The sequence below is a fragment of the Niallia taxi genome (assembly GCF_004005475.1).
In the GTDB taxonomy this organism is placed as follows: domain Bacteria; phylum Bacillota; class Bacilli; order Bacillales; family Cytobacillaceae; genus Niallia; species Niallia taxi.
This window is the reverse complement of sequence record NZ_RZTZ01000017.1, coordinates 45007-61443: the sequence shown is the minus strand read 5'-3', so window position 1 is coordinate 61443 and position 16437 is coordinate 45007. Positions and strand designations below refer to the sequence as shown.

The following is a 16437-nucleotide window of genomic DNA, read 5'->3' as shown; positions in this document are numbered from 1 at the left end:
AACATATTATTTTTTGGTGCGCAAGATATATAATTTGATAATCTTCCGAGGTTTCTTAAAATTACTAAAAGAGGTTGAGACAAAAACAAAAATACCTATCTAAAGACGAATAGTAAATAAATTTATCTAACAAACAATGGAGCATTAAATTATCAATAGAGTATGAATTTAAATTTAATTCGTTTCATTACGCTGCACCCACTCGCTTTCCTCGGGGAGGAATGGAGCCTCCTCGTCTTCGACTGCGGGGTCTCATCCTTTCCTCTATTTCCCTTAGTAGTCGAGTGGCCTCCGCTTCATTCCACTAATATTTTTAATGATTGTTTTAAACGGAAAAACATAAACTTTTAATCATAAAAGTTAAATAGTTCGATTATGAATCAGACTTAAATACTTATGTCCCAGCCTCTTTACATAGTTTTTCGAATAAAAAACATACCAATCACTCTTAATATGTGTTTTCTGTAATTACGCTCCCATTATCAACACTTTACATTTAGTTAGCTTCCTGAAACAAGTTCCATGGTGACTTGTTTATTCGCTGCTTGAATTTGCTCTATTCTATGTCTGAAGCTAACAACTTCACCAATAATAATCATTGCTGGGTTGTTTATCTTCGTCTTTTGCGCAAGACTAACAATTGTTCCTATTGTACCTGTTACTGTTTTTTGTCCGGAGGTGGTACCTTCTTGAATAATTGCGACAGGTGTATTCTCCCGCTTACCGTGCTTCACTAATTGGTCACATATATATGGCAGATTTCCTACTCCCATATAGATAGCTAATGTATCCACTCCATGAATAAGACTTTCCCACTTAATGTCTGTTGGTTCTCCGTTTTTGCAATGACCAGTAATGATTGCAAATGAGTTACCAAGCTCCCTATGTGTGATGGGAATTCCAGCACAAGCTGGGGCAGCAATTCCAGCTGTTACACCCGGTACGATTTCATAAGGAATATTGTTCCTTACCAATTCCTCTATTTCTTCCGCCCCTCTGCCGAACACAAAAGGGTCCCCACCTTTTAGTCTAGTAACTACTTTTCCTGAACGGGCATATTGTACCAATAGCTGGTTAATCCTTTCTTGTGGCATTGTATGAAATTTTGGTTGTTTGCCACAATAAATGAATTCTGCATGAGATTTTGCTTCCCGTAATAATTCTCTATTGACTAATCGATCATATACAATAACGTCTGCCTGCTGTATACATTTTAAACCCTTAATTGTAAGTAAGTCAGGATTACCTGGGCCCGCTCCAACTATATATACTTTCCCCATCATCATGCCTCCCCCTAAACTAACTTGTTATGTTTCAGCAATATAGTCTTCCTTTTCTGAAACTACCATGCTACTAGTTTTCTTTTTCACTTTATGATGAGTAAAGTATAATGCTAGACCTGTAAATACAACACCACTTACTAAATTGCCAAATAGGACAGGGAGCTGATTCCATAGCCACCAATCTGCTAACGACACATCTGCACCTAACATCATCCCTGCAGGAATGACAAACATATTTACAACAGCATGTTCAAATCCTTGTGCAAAGAAGATCAAAATCGGCAACCACATAGCAACAATTTTTCCAATGGTGTTTGTCGATGTCATCGCCATAACTGCACCTAATGTTACCATCCAATTACACAGTATTGCTTTCACAAAAACGACGATTAAACCATCACTGCCAAGGTTTTCATACAATAATGTTTTTGCTTCTGCAACTGCGATAATTTTTGCAGCGATAGCATTGTCCGTCACATGACTAAGTTGCGTTGTTGCGATAACATACAGCAAAGCATACAGTCCTGCTCCTATTAAATGACCAATTATGACCCAAAACCAATTTGAAAGCATTTGAAAAACGGAAACCCTTTTTTCTAAAACTGCTAAAGGGATGAGTGCAAAACTCCCTGTTACTAATTCAAGCCCGAGCAGTATGACTAATACAAAACAAGCCGGAAATAATAATGCTCCAAAAATCCCCATTCCCGTTTGAATTTCAGCGGTGAATGCCAATGTTGTACCAAACCCTAGCAGGGCCCCTGCAAGCCCTCCTCGAATTAACATGTCTATAACAGATAATTTCGCTTTTGCTTCACCAGCCTCAATCATGCCCTGCACTACTTGATCTGTCTTTACGAATGACATGGTATCCCTCCTTTTGTATAATCAGATAACAATGTATACAAGGTTCTCTTCCACTTCCACCTTAAATGCTTTAACACAACCATGATCCGGTGCTTGAACCTGGCCGTCACACACATTAATTTTCCAATCATGCATCGGGCAAAAAACATGTTCTCCGCTTACCATTCCCTCTGCAAGGACACCGCCTTTATGGGGGCATCGATTCTTTATGGCACGGACATTCCCATTTGCCAGCTTAAATATCGCAATTTCTTCCTTCCCAATAAAAGCCGTTTTTCCGAGGCGTTCTGGCAGATCCGAATATTTTCCGATTAAGACTCTTCCTAGTGTATTTTCCACAATTACTCCCCCTACCTATCATTTAGAAGCTACTGGAACATTAACTGTTTCATAAAGTCTTTTTACTAAATTTTCATCCTTAAGTGTTTCACTCCATGGTTCTTGAACGGTTGCTAAAGTTATATCCATCCGTTTATTCAGTTCATCACGGAAGCCTTTATCTTCAAGTTTTTCCTTCACATGATCAATACCAAGACGGCCAACCCATACAGATGTTCTTTCTAAGTAATTCGCTGTTTCTCGATAGTACTGTAAAAAGGCCCCAGTCCATTCAAGTACCTCAGCTTTTGTTTTCACCTTAACGAATAAGTCACCTTCCCTAAGATCTGTACCTGCATTGCCTCCTACATAAAGTTCCCAAACCCCATCTAAACCAACAACTCCAACATCCTTAATTCCGCTCTCAGCACAGTTTCTTGGACAAGCTGATACAGCCATTTTAATTTTATGTGGTCCATTCAACCCTTCAAATTTCTTCTCTAATTCAATCCCCATTCCTACTGAGTCTTGTGTGCCAAAACGACAGAAGTCTGCACCAACACAAGTTTTAACTGTACGTAATCCTTTAGCATAACCATGTCCTGATGGCATCCCAAGCTCTGCCCAAATACTTGGTAAATCCTGCTTTTGAACACCAAGCAAATTAATGCGTTGTCCCCCGGTTAATTTAATCATTTTCACCTTGTATTTATCTGCTACATCAGCAATCTTTCTAAGGTCATCGGCATTAGTTACACCACCATACATTCTTGGAATCACACTAAAGGTACCGTTATTTTGAATATTGGCATGCAATCTTTCATTAACAAAACGAGATTCCCGTTCGTCCTTATATTCCGTTGGGTTCAGCATTCCTAAATAATAATTTAATGCTGGTCTGCATTTAGAGCATCCGTCATCGTTTTTCCAGCCCAATACATTCATAACTTCTCGTGTATGTGTAAGATGCTTTTCTCTAATTTCATTAACAACTTCATCCCTTGTTAACGTGGTACAAGCACAAATGGATTCCTTGTGGTCTTCACTATATTTATCACCTAGTGTAAATTCCAAAATATCAGCAACTAATGACTTACATGAACCACATGAACGTGATGCATTTGTACACCCCTTCACCTGTTCAACTGTTGTAAGTCCATCATTATTAATAGCCGAGACAATATTCCCCTTCGTTACCCCATTACATCCACATACCACTTCATCATCTGTCATCTGTGCTACTAAGCTGGCACCAGATTCTTCCGTCTGATTTGATTCGGTATATTCCTCTATATTTGCACCATTCTTGATTAAATTTAATAATCGATTGCCTTCCTTGGTGTTACCAAATAAAACAGCCCCAGTTATTTTCCCTTGCTCAATCATTATCTTTTTATAGATGCCATTCCAATCATCCAACATTTTTATTGCCTTAGTGTTCTCATCCTCTCTGATTTTTCCAGTAGAGAAGACATCTACACCTGACACTTTTAATTGAGAGGAAAGAACGGACCCTTTGTATCCCTCATCGTATACACTGCAAATACGTTTAGCTAACGCTTCTCCCTGTTGATACAGCGGGGCAACTAAGCCGTATACCATTCCTCTGTGCTCAGCACATTCACCGACTGCAAATATATTAGGAATTTCCGTTTCCATATAATCATTAACGACAATCCCTCGATTAACAGGAATGCCGGATTCTTCAGCTAATGCCACGTTTGGTTTTATTCCGACTGCCATAACAACCAAGTCTGCTGCAATCTTTTCACCGGTTTTAAAACGTAAGCCAGTTACCTGTTTTTTTCCAATAATTTCAGTTGTCTGTTTATTTAATAAAAAGTTCATGCCTTGATTTTCCAACTCTTTTTGTAACAGTTTACCTGCCTCTCTATCTAATTGTCTGTCCATAATATATTCATTAATGTGAATAACATCTACCTTCATTCCAAGATTAAGCAACCCACGAGCCGCTTCAAGTCCTAGCAGGCCTCCTCCGATAACGGCTGCTTTCTTATACTTTTTGGAGTACTGCAGCATTGTTTCACAATCTTTAATATCGCGAAATGCAGTTACACCCTGTTTATCCGCACCAGGTAGCGGCAGCATAAATGGATTAGATCCAGTTGCAATAATTAACTTATCATAAGGTTCTTCGCGGTCCTTATCTGTATAAACAATCTGTTTTTTTGTATCAATATTAATTACGCTTTCGCCTGGATATAAGCGAATATTGTTGCTTTCATACCAATTCCAATCATTCAATGTAATATCTGCAACTGTTGTATCTCCCTGCAAAACCTTTGATAATTGGATTCTGTTATAGTTTGGATGTGGTTCACTTCCAAAAACAGTAATGTCAAATCCATCTGGATCAAGTTTTAATATTTCTTCTATCGTCCTAATTCCGGCCATTCCATTTCCAATCAAAATTAACTTTCGCTTTAACATAACTGGCAGCCCCCTCAAAACTTTCGGATTATTCCGATAATATTCCTGTGCCTAGTTTACTCGGCTACCTAGTAGTACTGCAAGCAACATGTGAGATTTTCTCACATGTTCTTTTTGCTACATTTTCGTGTTAAAGCGTAAATACTTTATCCATTTTATTTAATTTTTTCGAATCATATCAAGGATGAAAACGCTACCGAGATTTCATAATTCAATCTCTCTTAGGAGCAAAAACACATCTAAAGACCTGTAAGGATTTTTATCACTATTTTCTAAGTTATTTTTTAATTACATGGAGTTTTTTGTTTTGAAAAATGAAGTTAAAATAATAGAACGAAAGATACCGAGGATACTTATAAGGATAAAAATAAAAACCTCAATTAGACTTAGTACAGAAAAAAGTACCATTTCTAAATGAGGTTTTATCATAATGAATATGATTTCCTAACATAATAATTACTTCAACAATTTTGGATCAGGTCGCAGCAGAAGAAGCAGCTGCTTCATCAGCCTTCACACAATCAATTGCAACAACCAACGCAATAATAATAGCTTCCATGTCTTCGTTCACTACTTGAACCTTATAGCTGTCGCCCCAAGTGAACCACTCCTTGCTAACTGTACCGATTACTTTCCCATGCTGCAGGACCTGAAAATCCATATCCCACCAGTTACCCTGTACATCAATACCAGCAGCATCTATCGTGTAACGTGGTTTAAAAAACGAAAATTCTTTTTTTATCGTTAGCTCCTCTTGACCATTGACCTCTACATAAAACTTCGGTAAAAAGCTAAATACCTTTTTAGTAATAAGGGCAACTTCCTGTCTTGCTGTATTCATAATGGAGAAAGTCTTTGGGATTTGCATAAAGCTCCCTTCCACATAATAAATATCTTTTTCCTGCTGATCCTTCACTGTAAACTTTCCACTTAAACTGAATACCTTTTGCTTTATATAAAGCTGTTTCATAAGAAGCCTCCTTTAAAATTTGCCATTACTATAAATCGATTAATAACTTTCCTTTATAGCTTGAACCTAAATTTTTCACGTTAATATTTATTAATTATTTACGTATCAAGTCCAAAAAAAGTTTCAATATCATATCTGTTCATTAGATGGAACAGTTGTATTCCAACGCGTTTTTTATTTTTCAAACATAATAAAAAAGTAAAAGCACCATGGCTTTTACTTTTCATTTCAATCTAATTTTAATTAATATTACTCATTAGAAATTGGTGTTTCCACTTCAACACCAAAACAAATACCTAGTCTGAACTTTACCTCCATCAACTCTTCTATTCTGTCAATCACAAGGAAGCTCACCGGGGCTTCATATGGGAGTCACCAGTATACTGGCGACTCTTATTTTCCTTTCAACTGCCAAACTGACGCAATATTACGGGCAGTTCTCTCGACAAATTTGTCTGCATGGAGGAAAGCCTCCTGTAAGGACACTGCTCCTGGAACTATGCTGAATATGGCATCAATCCCATATTCATGTACAGCATCGCTATCACCTGCGACGTTTCCAGCAATCCCAATTACAGGTACGCCGTGTTTTTTGGCTGTTTTGGCAACACCGATTGGGGTTTTTCCGAAGATGGTCTGTCCGTCAATTTTACCTTCGCCTGTAATGACTAAATCAGCTCCCGCAATGATGTCGGAAAGCTTTGCCGCTTCCATAACAATATCGACCCCACGACTTAATTCAGCTTGCATAAATGCCAGCAAACCTCCGCCAAGACCGCCTGCGGCACCGGCTCCAGGCACATCTGCTATTTTCACGCCGAGATCTTTCTCAATAATTTCCGCATAATGAGCAAGGTTTTCATCCAGTTGGTTGACGATTTCTGGTGTCGCCCCTTTTTGTGGTCCAAAGATGGCAGAAGCTCCTTTTGGACCAATAAGCGGGTTATCAACATCGCAGGCTACTTCTATTTTGACATGTGCTAATCTAGAATCTAAGCTGGATAAATCAATGGCAGCGAGATCGCTTAAAGCCCCGCCTCCTTCTGCTATTTCTTGTCCGTTTGAATTAAGAAAACGTGCACCGAGCGCTTTCGCCATCCCAGCTCCGCCGTCATTTGTAGCACTGCCGCCAATTCCGATAATTATATGATTGACATTATATTCAAGTGCAGCAGCAATCAATTCGCCTGTGCCTCTTGTTGTTGTAAGTAGTGGATTTCTTTTAGTTGCTGGAACTAAGTGAAGGCCAGAGGCGGCGGCCATTTCAATTACCGCTGATTTTTCATTCCCTAATATGCCAAAAAACGCCTCTGCTGCTTCTCCCAATGGTCCAGTCACTGTTTTCTTGATGATTCTTCCGCCTGTTGCATCAACTAAAGACTGCACAGTGCCTTCTCCACCATCTGCCATTGGAACCTTCACATATTCAGCATTTGGAAGAACCTGTTTGAAGCCTCTTTCTATCGACTTTGCTACCTGTAATGCTGACAAGCTTTCTTTAAACGAATCTGGTGCAAGGACAATCTTCATTATTTTTGCTCCTCTCTATTTATTAGCCAAATAAGTGAAAAACTCCATAAATAAGCGTCGAAATAAGTGCTAATGTTAAACCAACTAGCGTTTCATAAGGTATCAGCTTTAAACGCTCCTTCATCTCCATATTGACACTTCCGCCTGTTGAATGGAAAAAGCTGCCGTGCGGGAGATGGTCGAGCACTGTTGCTCCTGCGTGAATCATTGCTGCCCCAGCAAGTGCGGACACCCCCATATCTAAAATGGTTGAGCTAAACACTTGGCTCGCAACCGCTGTTCCTGCTGTTGTTGAGGCTGTTGCCGCTGACATAAAGATACCGGAGACAGGTGCAAGTACAAAGCCTGGCAGTCCAAGGAGATTTAAACCATCAATGAGCACATCCTTTAGGCCAGAGTTCGCAATAATACCTGCTAATGTCCCTGTTCCAAGCAGCATGATCGCAACACCAGTCATCTTACCTAATCCTGAAACAGCATAATCATTAATCTTTTTCCCTCTTCCCATTACAATTGCCCCGACAATACCACCAACTGGCAAGGCAATCATAGGATCAATACTAATATTAAGCAACGGTCGTAATGATAATAATAGTATCGTTACAATAGGTGCAATGATAGCTGTTAAGAAGGAAGGAAGCTCTAAACTATTAGGTGTATCGATTTCCTCTACTTGGATTGCTGAACCTTTTTTCACGAGTTTCTTTGCGAGTATGTAAGTAACAATCAGTCCGAATACAGCTGGAATGATACCCGCAGCCATAATCGAGGTTAACGGAACATCAAATGCATCTGACGCAGCAATCGCATTCGGGTTTGGTGACATGATATTCCCTGCTTTGCCTCCGCCAATCATCGCCAGTAATATCGCCATTTTTGAAATGCCTGCCTTTTTAGCAATGGCAAGCGCAATTGGTGCAACTGTTATAACCGCAACATCAACAAACACCCCAACTGTTGTCAAAATCATTGTCGCTAATGATAAAGCGAGAAGCGCTCTGGTTTCTCCCAGCTTCTTAACAATTGTTTCAGCAATAACTGCAGCTGCTCCAGATTCAATCAGGACACCGGCAAGCACTCCAGCAGCCAAAATTCTTAATACAGCAGGAATAATGTCCTCCGCACCAGCCATCATTAATGAAACTGTATTGACTATATCGACTCCTCCAACAATTCCTCCGACTAAGGCGCCGGCAAGCATCCCATAAGCAGGAGAAACCTTTTTCAGTATCAAAACGATCGCTACAACAAGTGCAACAATCGCTCCTAATGCACTTACTTGAATGTCATCCATAAGAGTTCCTCCTCGTTTGTTATACTTTATATTGTAAGCGGTTACTAATGTTTTTTCATTGGACACAGCATAAAAAAAAGCTCGGCAGCGCCAAGCTTTTTTGTGCATTTGCACAATTTTGTTATGAAAGCTGGTTTTGCAGGACCGAAATATAAAGCTCCACTAGCTCTTTTAGTTTTCGCGGGTCTTTGCCTGTCAGTTCATTAATTCTCTCCAACCGGTACCGAAGTGTATTGCGATGGATAAACAGCTTGCCTGCCACTTTGTTGACATCGCCATTTTCCTCCACATACATAAGCAATGTTTCAAGCAGTTCCCCCTTTTTATCCTGTTGCTTGAAGCGGTCAACATATGGTTCAATGCTGACACTTAATCCCAGCTCTTGCGCTTGCGAAAGAAAGATCGGCAGCTTACTATCAGCTGAGAAATATAGAGTTGTATCTGGAGACAGCTTTCTTCCAACCTTCAACGCATGAAAAGCCTCCTGATAAGAAAAACTTAGACCTTCCATGCCACTATGATAGGAGCCAAGTGCAATTTCAACTGATATCCCTTCCTGTGTTTCAAAATAGGCTGCCCACTTATTCAGTTCAAGCTTTGTAGCTGCTTCGTTCCAAACTCCATCTTTTAAAGCTATCTTTTTTAATAGAATGATATATTGCTGGTGAACTACATGAAGATCATCCTTTAACAGCTTAGAACGGAGCGATTTAAACACTCTCGCTTTATCTGTAGATGCAATAATTACCGCCGTCCTCGGTATACTCACATCGATGCCGAGCCGTTTTGCCCTGTCAAAAAATAGCGCATCGTATTCCTGCCCGTCAAGAAGTTTGGTTACAAGCTCCTCCTTAAGACGCTCATCCCATTGCATTTCCTCCATTAAAAATGCTTGCTGGATAATCATTTCGGCAGCCATCTTCACAAGCTCTCCATAATGACGGATTTCTGTTGGATTTCCTGTAATCCCAATAACACCGACCACTTTATCGAAAGATTTGATTGGCAAGTTAATACCCGCTTTTACGCCATGGAACTGCCCAATTTCTGTATCAGCAATTTCAAAGCCAGCTTGCGTTTCAATCACCTTTAATGCGCCTTCATGGACAGCATCGACCCGTCGCTCATCACCAGACGCTATGATAATCCCTTTTTCATTCATTACATTAATATTCCAGTTGATGATTGTCATCGTTCGGTTGACGATTTCCTGTGCTAACCGTTTGTCTAAGTATTTCATTTACTTCCTCTTTTCTGACACAAAAGGATATTTATATTTCTTATATCTATCATAACATAGCTCTTTTACTGCTAATTTATCTAGATTTATTTCCTTACAATAAATAAATCAAGTAAAAAAGCATGTCCAGTTGTAACAATACTGTTAACAACTGGACATGCTTTCTAGTTTTTAGATGAAATTTAGGACGGACAATTAGAAAATACATCGTATACAGAATAAAGAATATTACCACAAAAACAAGGAAATCCACAAAGACATTTAATTGAGCATTTTCTACAATACAATCATGAAGAAAGAATGTAATACACAAAACTATTAGGGATCCTAAAACACTTTGTTTCCAAAAAGAACTATATGCTATCTTTGAAATGACAAATACCTCCCTTTTCATCTGGCATATATTTATCATATTAAGCTATAACCTTAGGTACAACCCTGCTCTTTACCCCAATTCTCATCTAGTAAAAATTCTAATCTGAATTTCCTATAGACAAGCAGAGCTTTGTATATTCGCAAACAAAAAAGAGGCCATTTCAGCCTCTTCGAAAATCAATACACCAATTAAGCATCTAAAGGTTTAACCTTACCTAACAGGAATAAATAATTGAATATTCCTAGGATAATTAATCCTGCTGAAAACAAAAGTGCAGGGACGAAGGAGCCTGTAGCTGCAACGATAAAGCCTGTAATAATCGGTCCAACTACGCCACCCATATTAGACACTGTATTTTGCATACCTGCAACGATGGATGTCATATTTTTCGGAGCTACGTCTGAAGGCAATGCCCATACTTGTGATGCAGCTACAGTTGTTCCTGATTTAGCGATACATAATAACACTACTGCTAGAACTGCTGAATCTGCAAAGGCAGCAAATCCGATACAAGATGCCATCAATAAGCCTATAATCAAAAATAGTTTTCTTGTTGCCGTTAACGATAGTTTGCCACTTGCAGCTACTTTATCAGAAGTCCAGCCAGCAATAACCTCTACTACCATCGCTACTAATAGTGGTAATGACGCGATAAATCCCATCTCAATTAAATTCATGCCTCGTTCTTCGACAAGGTATGATGGCAGCCATGTAATAAAGAAATAGGAATTATAGTTAATGACAAAGAAACCAAGACACATAGCCCAAATATTGCGGTATTTAAGTAACTCATACCATTTCATTGCAGGAGCGCTTGATAATCCATCTTTTCGAGATTGTCCAGAGCGGATATAATGAAGTTCTTCTTCATTCACACCTTTATGGTCCTCTGGATTTTCTTTAAAATAGATGAACCAAATAACTCCCCAAATGACTCCTAATAAACCGATAACTACAAAGGTTGCCTTCCAGCCAACAAGGGCAATCAGCCAAACAATTAGCGGCATTGCGATTGCTCCGCCAAACTTGGAACCGCTGTCAAAAATACTTGAAACGGTTGCTCTTTCTTTATCAGGGAACCACTTTGATGCAATCCCCGCATTACTTGGGTATGCAGCAGCTTCCCCTACACCTAGCGCAACCCGAAATCCTAACAGTGATTTAAAGCCAGTTGCCAGCCCTGTCACTGCAGTAGCTACAGACCACCAAATTACTGCAAATCCGAGCGTTTTCTTTTGTCCATATTTATCTGCAAACCAGCCTGCTGGAATTTGTAACAGTGCATAGGACCAAAAGAAGCCTGACATGATAACACCCATTTGTGCTGCAGATAAGTGGAATTCCTCTGTAATATATGGTGCAGCAGCAGAGAGCACCGTACGGTCAATGTAATTGATGGCAATTGCCAGCCACATGAGGAAAATGACAACCCAGCGGACCTTTGATTTCTTTCTTGCAGGTTGTATGCCTTCATTAGGAATGGTCTGTTTATTTTCTATCATACATTGTTCACCCATTTCATCATTTATAGTGGAAGCATTTCCTTACATTTCGAAAAAAGTGCATTTATAGCTTAATTACATGGTTTGGTTCTTTGTTGTTAACAAGTACGTCAACAATATTCTGCACACACACCATACCAAGGGTATTAATTGCTCCACTTGTATAGCCGGCTATATGTGGCAAGGCAATAAAATTGGAATGCTCAAAAAGCGGATGATCGGTAGCAGGCTCTTCTTCAAACACATCTAAAGCAGCTCCAGCAATTTTGCCATTTTTTAATGCTTCATATAAAGCAGCTTCAGAAACAATGCCACCTCGTGAAGCGTTTACAATAAATGCCTCTTCCTTCATAAGTGCAAACTCTTTTTCTGCGATGAGATTTCTTGTTTGTGGTGTTAATGGCATATGTAATGTGATAAAGTCACTAATTGTCAGCAATTCTTCAAGTTGCACATATTCAATACCATACTCCGCAGCAAATGCATCGTTTGGATATGGATCATAGGCGACTATTTTCATATCAAAGCCTTTTGCCCTTTTCGCTACTTCTCTGCCAATCATTCCAAGCCCAACGATTCCTAACGTTTTTCCGTATACATCTGAACCAAAAATTCTTGGCCATTCCCCTTTTTTGGTTTTATCATTGGCTTCAGGTATTTTTCTCGCTAATGAAAGCATTAGTGCAAATGCAAAATCAGCTACAGCATGCTTGTTGGCATTAGGGACATTTGTGACAACGACCCCTCTGTCCTGTGCCGCTTTTACGTCTATATTGTCAACACCGACACCATGCTTGCAGACAATCTTTAAATCTGGCAAGCTATCAAGTACCTTTTCGCTAATGGTATTAAAAGCAACAATCGCCGCATTAACCCCTTGCATTTTCTCAATGAATTCAGCTTCTGTAATATCTGCTGGTAAATACTCAAACTCGATTTGGTGACTTCTTAAGAATTCGATTGGTTCATTGGAGTATTTAGCAAATGAAGGTGAAGTTGAAACAACTTTCATGTTTATTCTCCTTTTCACTGCGCAGGGGAAAGATAGCATATCGCTAACCTCCCTCCCTAGCTTGATTATTTTTTGACTTCTTTAGGAGCTAATTCAGCCGCAGATGTTAATGCAGCAAGCATACTTCTTTCATCTGCAATCCCTTTACCGGCAATATCAAAGGCAGTACCATGATCAACTGATGTCCGGATAATGCCGCCATTTAAACCAACGGTGATATTCACGCCTTCTTCTAAGCCGAGAACCTTTATCGGTACATGGCCTTGATCATGATAACAAGCTACTACAATATCAAAATCTCCCCTTACAGCTCGGAAAAATAAAGTATCGGCAGGATACGGTCCAGTAACATTTACACCTTCTGCAGCAGCTTTTTCAATGGCAGGCTGTAATTTTTCCTCTTCCTCTCCCATACCGAACAGACCATTTTCTCCTGCATGCGGGTTTATTCCGCAAACAGCAATTCTTGGGTTCAGCATACCAGCATTTCTTAATGTTTCATACGCTAATTGAATTACTTTATATGTACGCTCAGGATCAATTAAATCAATTGCTTTTCTTAATCCAACATGTGTTGTCAAATGAATTACCTTTAGCTTTGGAGATGACAACATCATAGAATAATCCTTTGTATCTGTTAAATCCGCTAATATTTCTGTATGACCAGGATATTTATAACCGCCTAAATGCATTGCCTCTTTATTTAAGGGAGCCGTACAGATTGCCGCTATTTCCTTATCCTTTGCAAGCTGTACTGCCTTTTCCAAAAACTTAAACGCAGCTGCGCCGGATTGCGCTGATACTTTACCAAATTCAAGATTTGATTCGAACAAGTTTAAATCAACAATATCGATGACTCCGTGTTTGAATTTTGCCTCTTGGACTGCTTTAACTATATTTACTTTAAAAGAATAACCTAAAATATTGATTGCTCTTTCTAAAATGGAGGAATCACCTATTACGACAGGCTTGCACAAATCGTATGTTTCTTGGTGTGCTAGTGCTTTAACTATAATCTCGGGTCCTACGCCTGCAGCATCCCCCATTGTAATTCCTATAACTGGCTTCATCTTGATTTCCCCTCCTCTTTTGGCAAGTATTATTACTCAGCAATCAGTTGTTGCTGATCTGTGCCATTTAGTTTTTTTAATACTGTGCTCATTGTATACTCATTACCGAAGTTACCTGCTTTTGTAACCGCGATTATCCCACTATTGTCTAATCTTCCAATTGGGATACCACTCTCGACTTCATCAAGTAAGTGAAAATACTCAATTTCAAGATGCTCAAGTACTTGCTGTGCAGTATCTCCACCTGTCAGGAAAAGTCGTTTCACCTGACATTCACGGATGATTTGGACGGCTATATTACCTATTGTTTTGGAAATAATATTGCTTATTTCCACTAATGTCAGTCCTCTATCTATCCCAACCCTTTGGGTTTCCTCGACTTTATCTGAAGAAAATAACACAACATTTTTTTGTGTGCGGATTGCTTCAACAGCTCGGTTTTTTATGGAATTAAGCTCTTCTTGTGCCCTACTTTCTCCTGATAAAAGGTTAATTGGATTACATTCAATTCCTTCGATTTGTTCATTATTTAAGAGATAACCCAGCTGAGTTCTCCCTATTTTGCTGACACTGCCGACAACGAATAATGCTGGTAAAATTGGCTCATTTAGCATGAAAGATTTCTTTTCCTTGACTTTTAACTGAAAGAGTTTCGGTATATGTGCAATTAATCCAGATGAACCACAATATACTGTTTTATAGTTCATGAGATTAATAGCGTGCAATAACACTTCAAAATTCAGTTCTTCTACTGAATCAACAGTAATGTAGGAAACTCCTTCTTGCTTATACTTTTGCAAAGCCTTACAAATGTCGTCAATCCCACTTCGCAGCACTTCTTTATTAATATGCCCAACCCTACGTCCAGCCTGCTGTTCGATCATTTTTGTAATATTAGACTCAAGCACTGGTGTTTTCGGATCTTTAGCAACCTCTGTTTCATGCAGCAGTTTTCCATTTAAATAATGCAGGCCATTTGCGATTATTCGGTCGTTTTTCGGATATCCTGGTGCAATGACGATAAAATCAGGGCACAATGCCTCAAAAAGTGCATTTAACTCTATTCCAATATTGCCTCTCATCGTGCTGTCGATTTTTTTATAAATTACATCAAATTTCTCTGCTGCTAATATGGATGCAAGCTCATGTACTTTTTTATAGGCTTCTTCTTTTGATAAAGAACGGCTGTCAGTATTAAAAATGACCGTATCATTTTGTCGTTTAATTCTGTCATTTTTCACAGAAACGACTACATTCAGCCCGTAAGGCACTAGTTGTGCACCACAATCACTAGCACCAGTTAAATCATCAGAAATTACTGCTAATCTCATAGTTAACACACCACTCCCTAGCCAAGCAGCCTACGATAAATCGCTTCCATTTCATCGGTGCTTACCTTTTTCGGATTATTGTTCAATAGTCTAGTAACTTGTGCAGCTGAAACTGCCAAACTCGGAATATCTTCTTCGACCACTCCATATGCTTGTAAATCCTGTGGAATCTCGAGTGTTGCAGTCCATTCTGAGATTTTTTCAATTACCTTTCGCGCTTTTTCCTCTGCAGACAGACCAGAAACAGCTAATCCCATAGGCTCTGCAACAAGTGCTAATCTTTCTGTACAAGCATCTAAGTTAAATTCCATTACATGTGGAAGCAGCATTGAGTTTGCAACACCGTGAGGTATTTTAAATTTACCGCCAAGTGGGTATGCTAATGCATGTACGGCAGCAGTGCCTGCACTTGTCAAAGCCATTCCTCCGTACATGGAACCAACTAGCATTTTTTCTCTTGCTTCTACTGATGATCCATTCTCATATGCCTCGACAATACTTGAAGCAATAAGACGAATCGACTCAAGTGCAAACATATCACTTAACGGATTTGCTTTATTTGAAATAAATGACTCTAATGAATGAGTAAATGCGTCCATTCCAGTCGCTGCTGTAATTGGCTTTGGCAATCCAACTGTCAATAGAGGGTCTAATACAACCAATGCCGGTAATAGGTGATTGCTAACAATCCCTATTTTCAATTCCTCTTCAGGAATTGTCACAATTGCGTTAGGAGTAACTTCAGCGCCAGTTCCAGAAGTTGTTGGTATTAATACTGTAGGAACACCAGCCTTTTCCACCATATCAGTGCCTAAAAGCTCTCTGACTTGCTTATCATTTGTCATTAAAACAGACAAGATCTTCGTTGTATCAAGTACACTTCCTCCACCAATACCAATAAGAACATCGTACTGTGTATTAGAGGTTTGCTGAAAAACGTCCTCGATATTTTCAACCGTAGGCTCTGGAAGAATATCTAAATTAATATTTACATATATTCCTTGGTCTTCAAGCTGCTCCTTAATTGTTCCAACAAACCCTAAATCGCTGATGGAGGGCTGCGATATAATCAGCGCTGATTTTATATTTTTATTTACTAGTTTGATATCATCCTTTAATCGTTTAAGGGATTCTTTACCTGCTATTATTTGTTTTGCTGTCTGAAAGCTATATATCGGTTGCATTTTCTTTTC

Annotated in this window: 13 protein-coding genes; all 13 read right to left on the bottom strand. The window is 39.2% G+C overall.

Translation table 11 applies throughout. From position 1 onward, the window contains the following. Nucleotides 1–500 precede the first annotated feature (500 nt). The 13 genes from cobA to EM808_RS24740 all read right to left on the bottom strand — a co-directional run bounded on the left by cobA (nucleotide 501) and on the right by EM808_RS24740 (nucleotide 16428). Nucleotides 501–1280, bottom strand: a complete 780-nt coding sequence (cobA, locus tag EM808_RS24800; protein ID WP_127741973.1) for a uroporphyrinogen-III C-methyltransferase — start codon at nucleotides 1278–1280, stop codon at nucleotides 501–503. Between the two features lie 27 nt (nucleotides 1281–1307). Continuing rightward, nucleotides 1308–2150, bottom strand: a complete 843-nt coding sequence (locus tag EM808_RS24795; RefSeq protein ID WP_127741915.1) for a formate/nitrite transporter family protein — start codon at nucleotides 2148–2150, stop codon at nucleotides 1308–1310. A 21-nt stretch (nucleotides 2151–2171) separates the two neighbouring features. Continuing rightward, a complete protein-coding gene (nirD, locus tag EM808_RS24790; protein ID WP_127741913.1) occupies nucleotides 2172–2492 on the bottom strand; it encodes a nitrite reductase small subunit NirD in 321 nt (106 codons plus the stop codon). Nucleotides 2493–2507: 15 nt separating this feature from the next. Further along, nucleotides 2508–4919 (bottom strand): nitrite reductase large subunit NirB, encoded by a 2412-nt coding sequence (gene nirB, locus EM808_RS24785; RefSeq protein WP_127741911.1) that lies wholly within the window; start codon nucleotides 4917–4919, stop codon nucleotides 2508–2510. Nucleotides 4920–5394: 475 nt separating this feature from the next. Beyond that, nucleotides 5395–5889 carry an LURP-one-related/scramblase family protein gene (locus tag EM808_RS24780; protein WP_127741909.1) on the bottom strand — a complete coding sequence of 165 codons (495 nt, stop codon included), beginning with the start codon at nucleotides 5887–5889 and terminating at the stop codon, nucleotides 5395–5397. Nucleotides 5890–6282: 393 nt separating this feature from the next. Further along, entirely contained in the window at nucleotides 6283–7419 is a 1137-nt protein-coding gene (locus EM808_RS24775; protein WP_127741907.1) for a glycerate kinase, read from the bottom strand. Between the two features lie 22 nt (nucleotides 7420–7441). Continuing rightward, nucleotides 7442–8713 (bottom strand): GntP family permease, encoded by a 1272-nt coding sequence (locus tag EM808_RS24770; RefSeq protein ID WP_127741905.1) that lies wholly within the window; start codon nucleotides 8711–8713, stop codon nucleotides 7442–7444. Nucleotides 8714–8834: 121 nt separating this feature from the next. Continuing rightward, entirely contained in the window at nucleotides 8835–9953 is a 1119-nt protein-coding gene (locus tag EM808_RS24765; RefSeq protein ID WP_127741903.1) for a sugar diacid recognition domain-containing protein, read from the bottom strand. Nucleotides 9954–10517: 564 nt separating this feature from the next. After that, nucleotides 10518–11831, bottom strand: a complete 1314-nt coding sequence (locus EM808_RS24760; protein ID WP_127741901.1) for an MFS transporter — start codon at nucleotides 11829–11831, stop codon at nucleotides 10518–10520. Between the two features lie 64 nt (nucleotides 11832–11895). Then, nucleotides 11896–12843: a phosphoglycerate dehydrogenase gene (locus EM808_RS24755; protein WP_127741899.1), complete on the bottom strand. Its 948-nt coding sequence runs from the start codon at nucleotides 12841–12843 to the stop codon at nucleotides 11896–11898. A 65-nt stretch (nucleotides 12844–12908) separates the two neighbouring features. Continuing rightward, nucleotides 12909–13913 carry a 4-hydroxythreonine-4-phosphate dehydrogenase PdxA gene (gene pdxA, locus EM808_RS24750; RefSeq protein ID WP_127741897.1) on the bottom strand — a complete coding sequence of 335 codons (1005 nt, stop codon included), beginning with the start codon at nucleotides 13911–13913 and terminating at the stop codon, nucleotides 12909–12911. 32 nt (nucleotides 13914–13945) lie between these two features. Continuing rightward, on the bottom strand, nucleotides 13946–15244 hold the full coding sequence (locus EM808_RS24745; RefSeq protein WP_127741895.1) for a four-carbon acid sugar kinase family protein: 1299 nt from the start codon (nucleotides 15242–15244) through the stop codon (nucleotides 13946–13948). 17 nt (nucleotides 15245–15261) lie between these two features. After that, the gene (locus EM808_RS24740) at nucleotides 15262–16428 is read right to left on the bottom strand and encodes an iron-containing alcohol dehydrogenase (protein ID WP_127741893.1); all 1167 of its coding nucleotides are present in this window, start codon (nucleotides 16426–16428) and stop codon (nucleotides 15262–15264) included. Nucleotides 16429–16437: the final 9 nt, after the last annotated feature.

Bases quoted from the DNA above. Each gene is read 5' to 3' on its own strand.
- EM808_RS24745 (WP_127741895.1), bottom strand. From the start codon at position 15,244: ATGAGATTAGCAGTAATTTCTGATGATTTAACTGGTGCTAGTGATTGT.
- nirB (WP_127741911.1), bottom strand. From the start codon at position 4,919: ATGTTAAAGCGAAAGTTAATTTTGATTGGAAATGGAATGGCCGGAATT.
- EM808_RS24760 (WP_127741901.1), bottom strand. From the start codon at position 11,831: ATGATAGAAAATAAACAGACCATTCCTAATGAAGGCATACAACCTGCA.
- EM808_RS24770 (WP_127741905.1), bottom strand. From the start codon at position 8,713: ATGGATGACATTCAAGTAAGTGCATTAGGAGCGATTGTTGCACTTGTT.
- EM808_RS24775 (WP_127741907.1), bottom strand. From the start codon at position 7,419: ATGAAGATTGTCCTTGCACCAGATTCGTTTAAAGAAAGCTTGTCAGCA.
- pdxA (WP_127741897.1), bottom strand. From the start codon at position 13,913: ATGAAGCCAGTTATAGGAATTACAATGGGGGATGCTGCAGGCGTAGGA.
- EM808_RS24765 (WP_127741903.1), bottom strand. From the start codon at position 9,953: ATGAAATACTTAGACAAACGGTTAGCACAGGAAATCGTCAACCGAACG.
- EM808_RS24755 (WP_127741899.1), bottom strand. From the start codon at position 12,843: ATGAAAGTTGTTTCAACTTCACCTTCATTTGCTAAATACTCCAATGAA.
- EM808_RS24795 (WP_127741915.1), bottom strand. From the start codon at position 2,150: ATGTCATTCGTAAAGACAGATCAAGTAGTGCAGGGCATGATTGAGGCT.
- cobA (WP_127741973.1), bottom strand. From the start codon at position 1,280: ATGGGGAAAGTATATATAGTTGGAGCGGGCCCAGGTAATCCTGACTTA.
- EM808_RS24780 (WP_127741909.1), bottom strand. From the start codon at position 5,889: ATGAAACAGCTTTATATAAAGCAAAAGGTATTCAGTTTAAGTGGAAAG.
- EM808_RS24740 (WP_127741893.1), bottom strand. From the start codon at position 16,428: ATGCAACCGATATATAGCTTTCAGACAGCAAAACAAATAATAGCAGGT.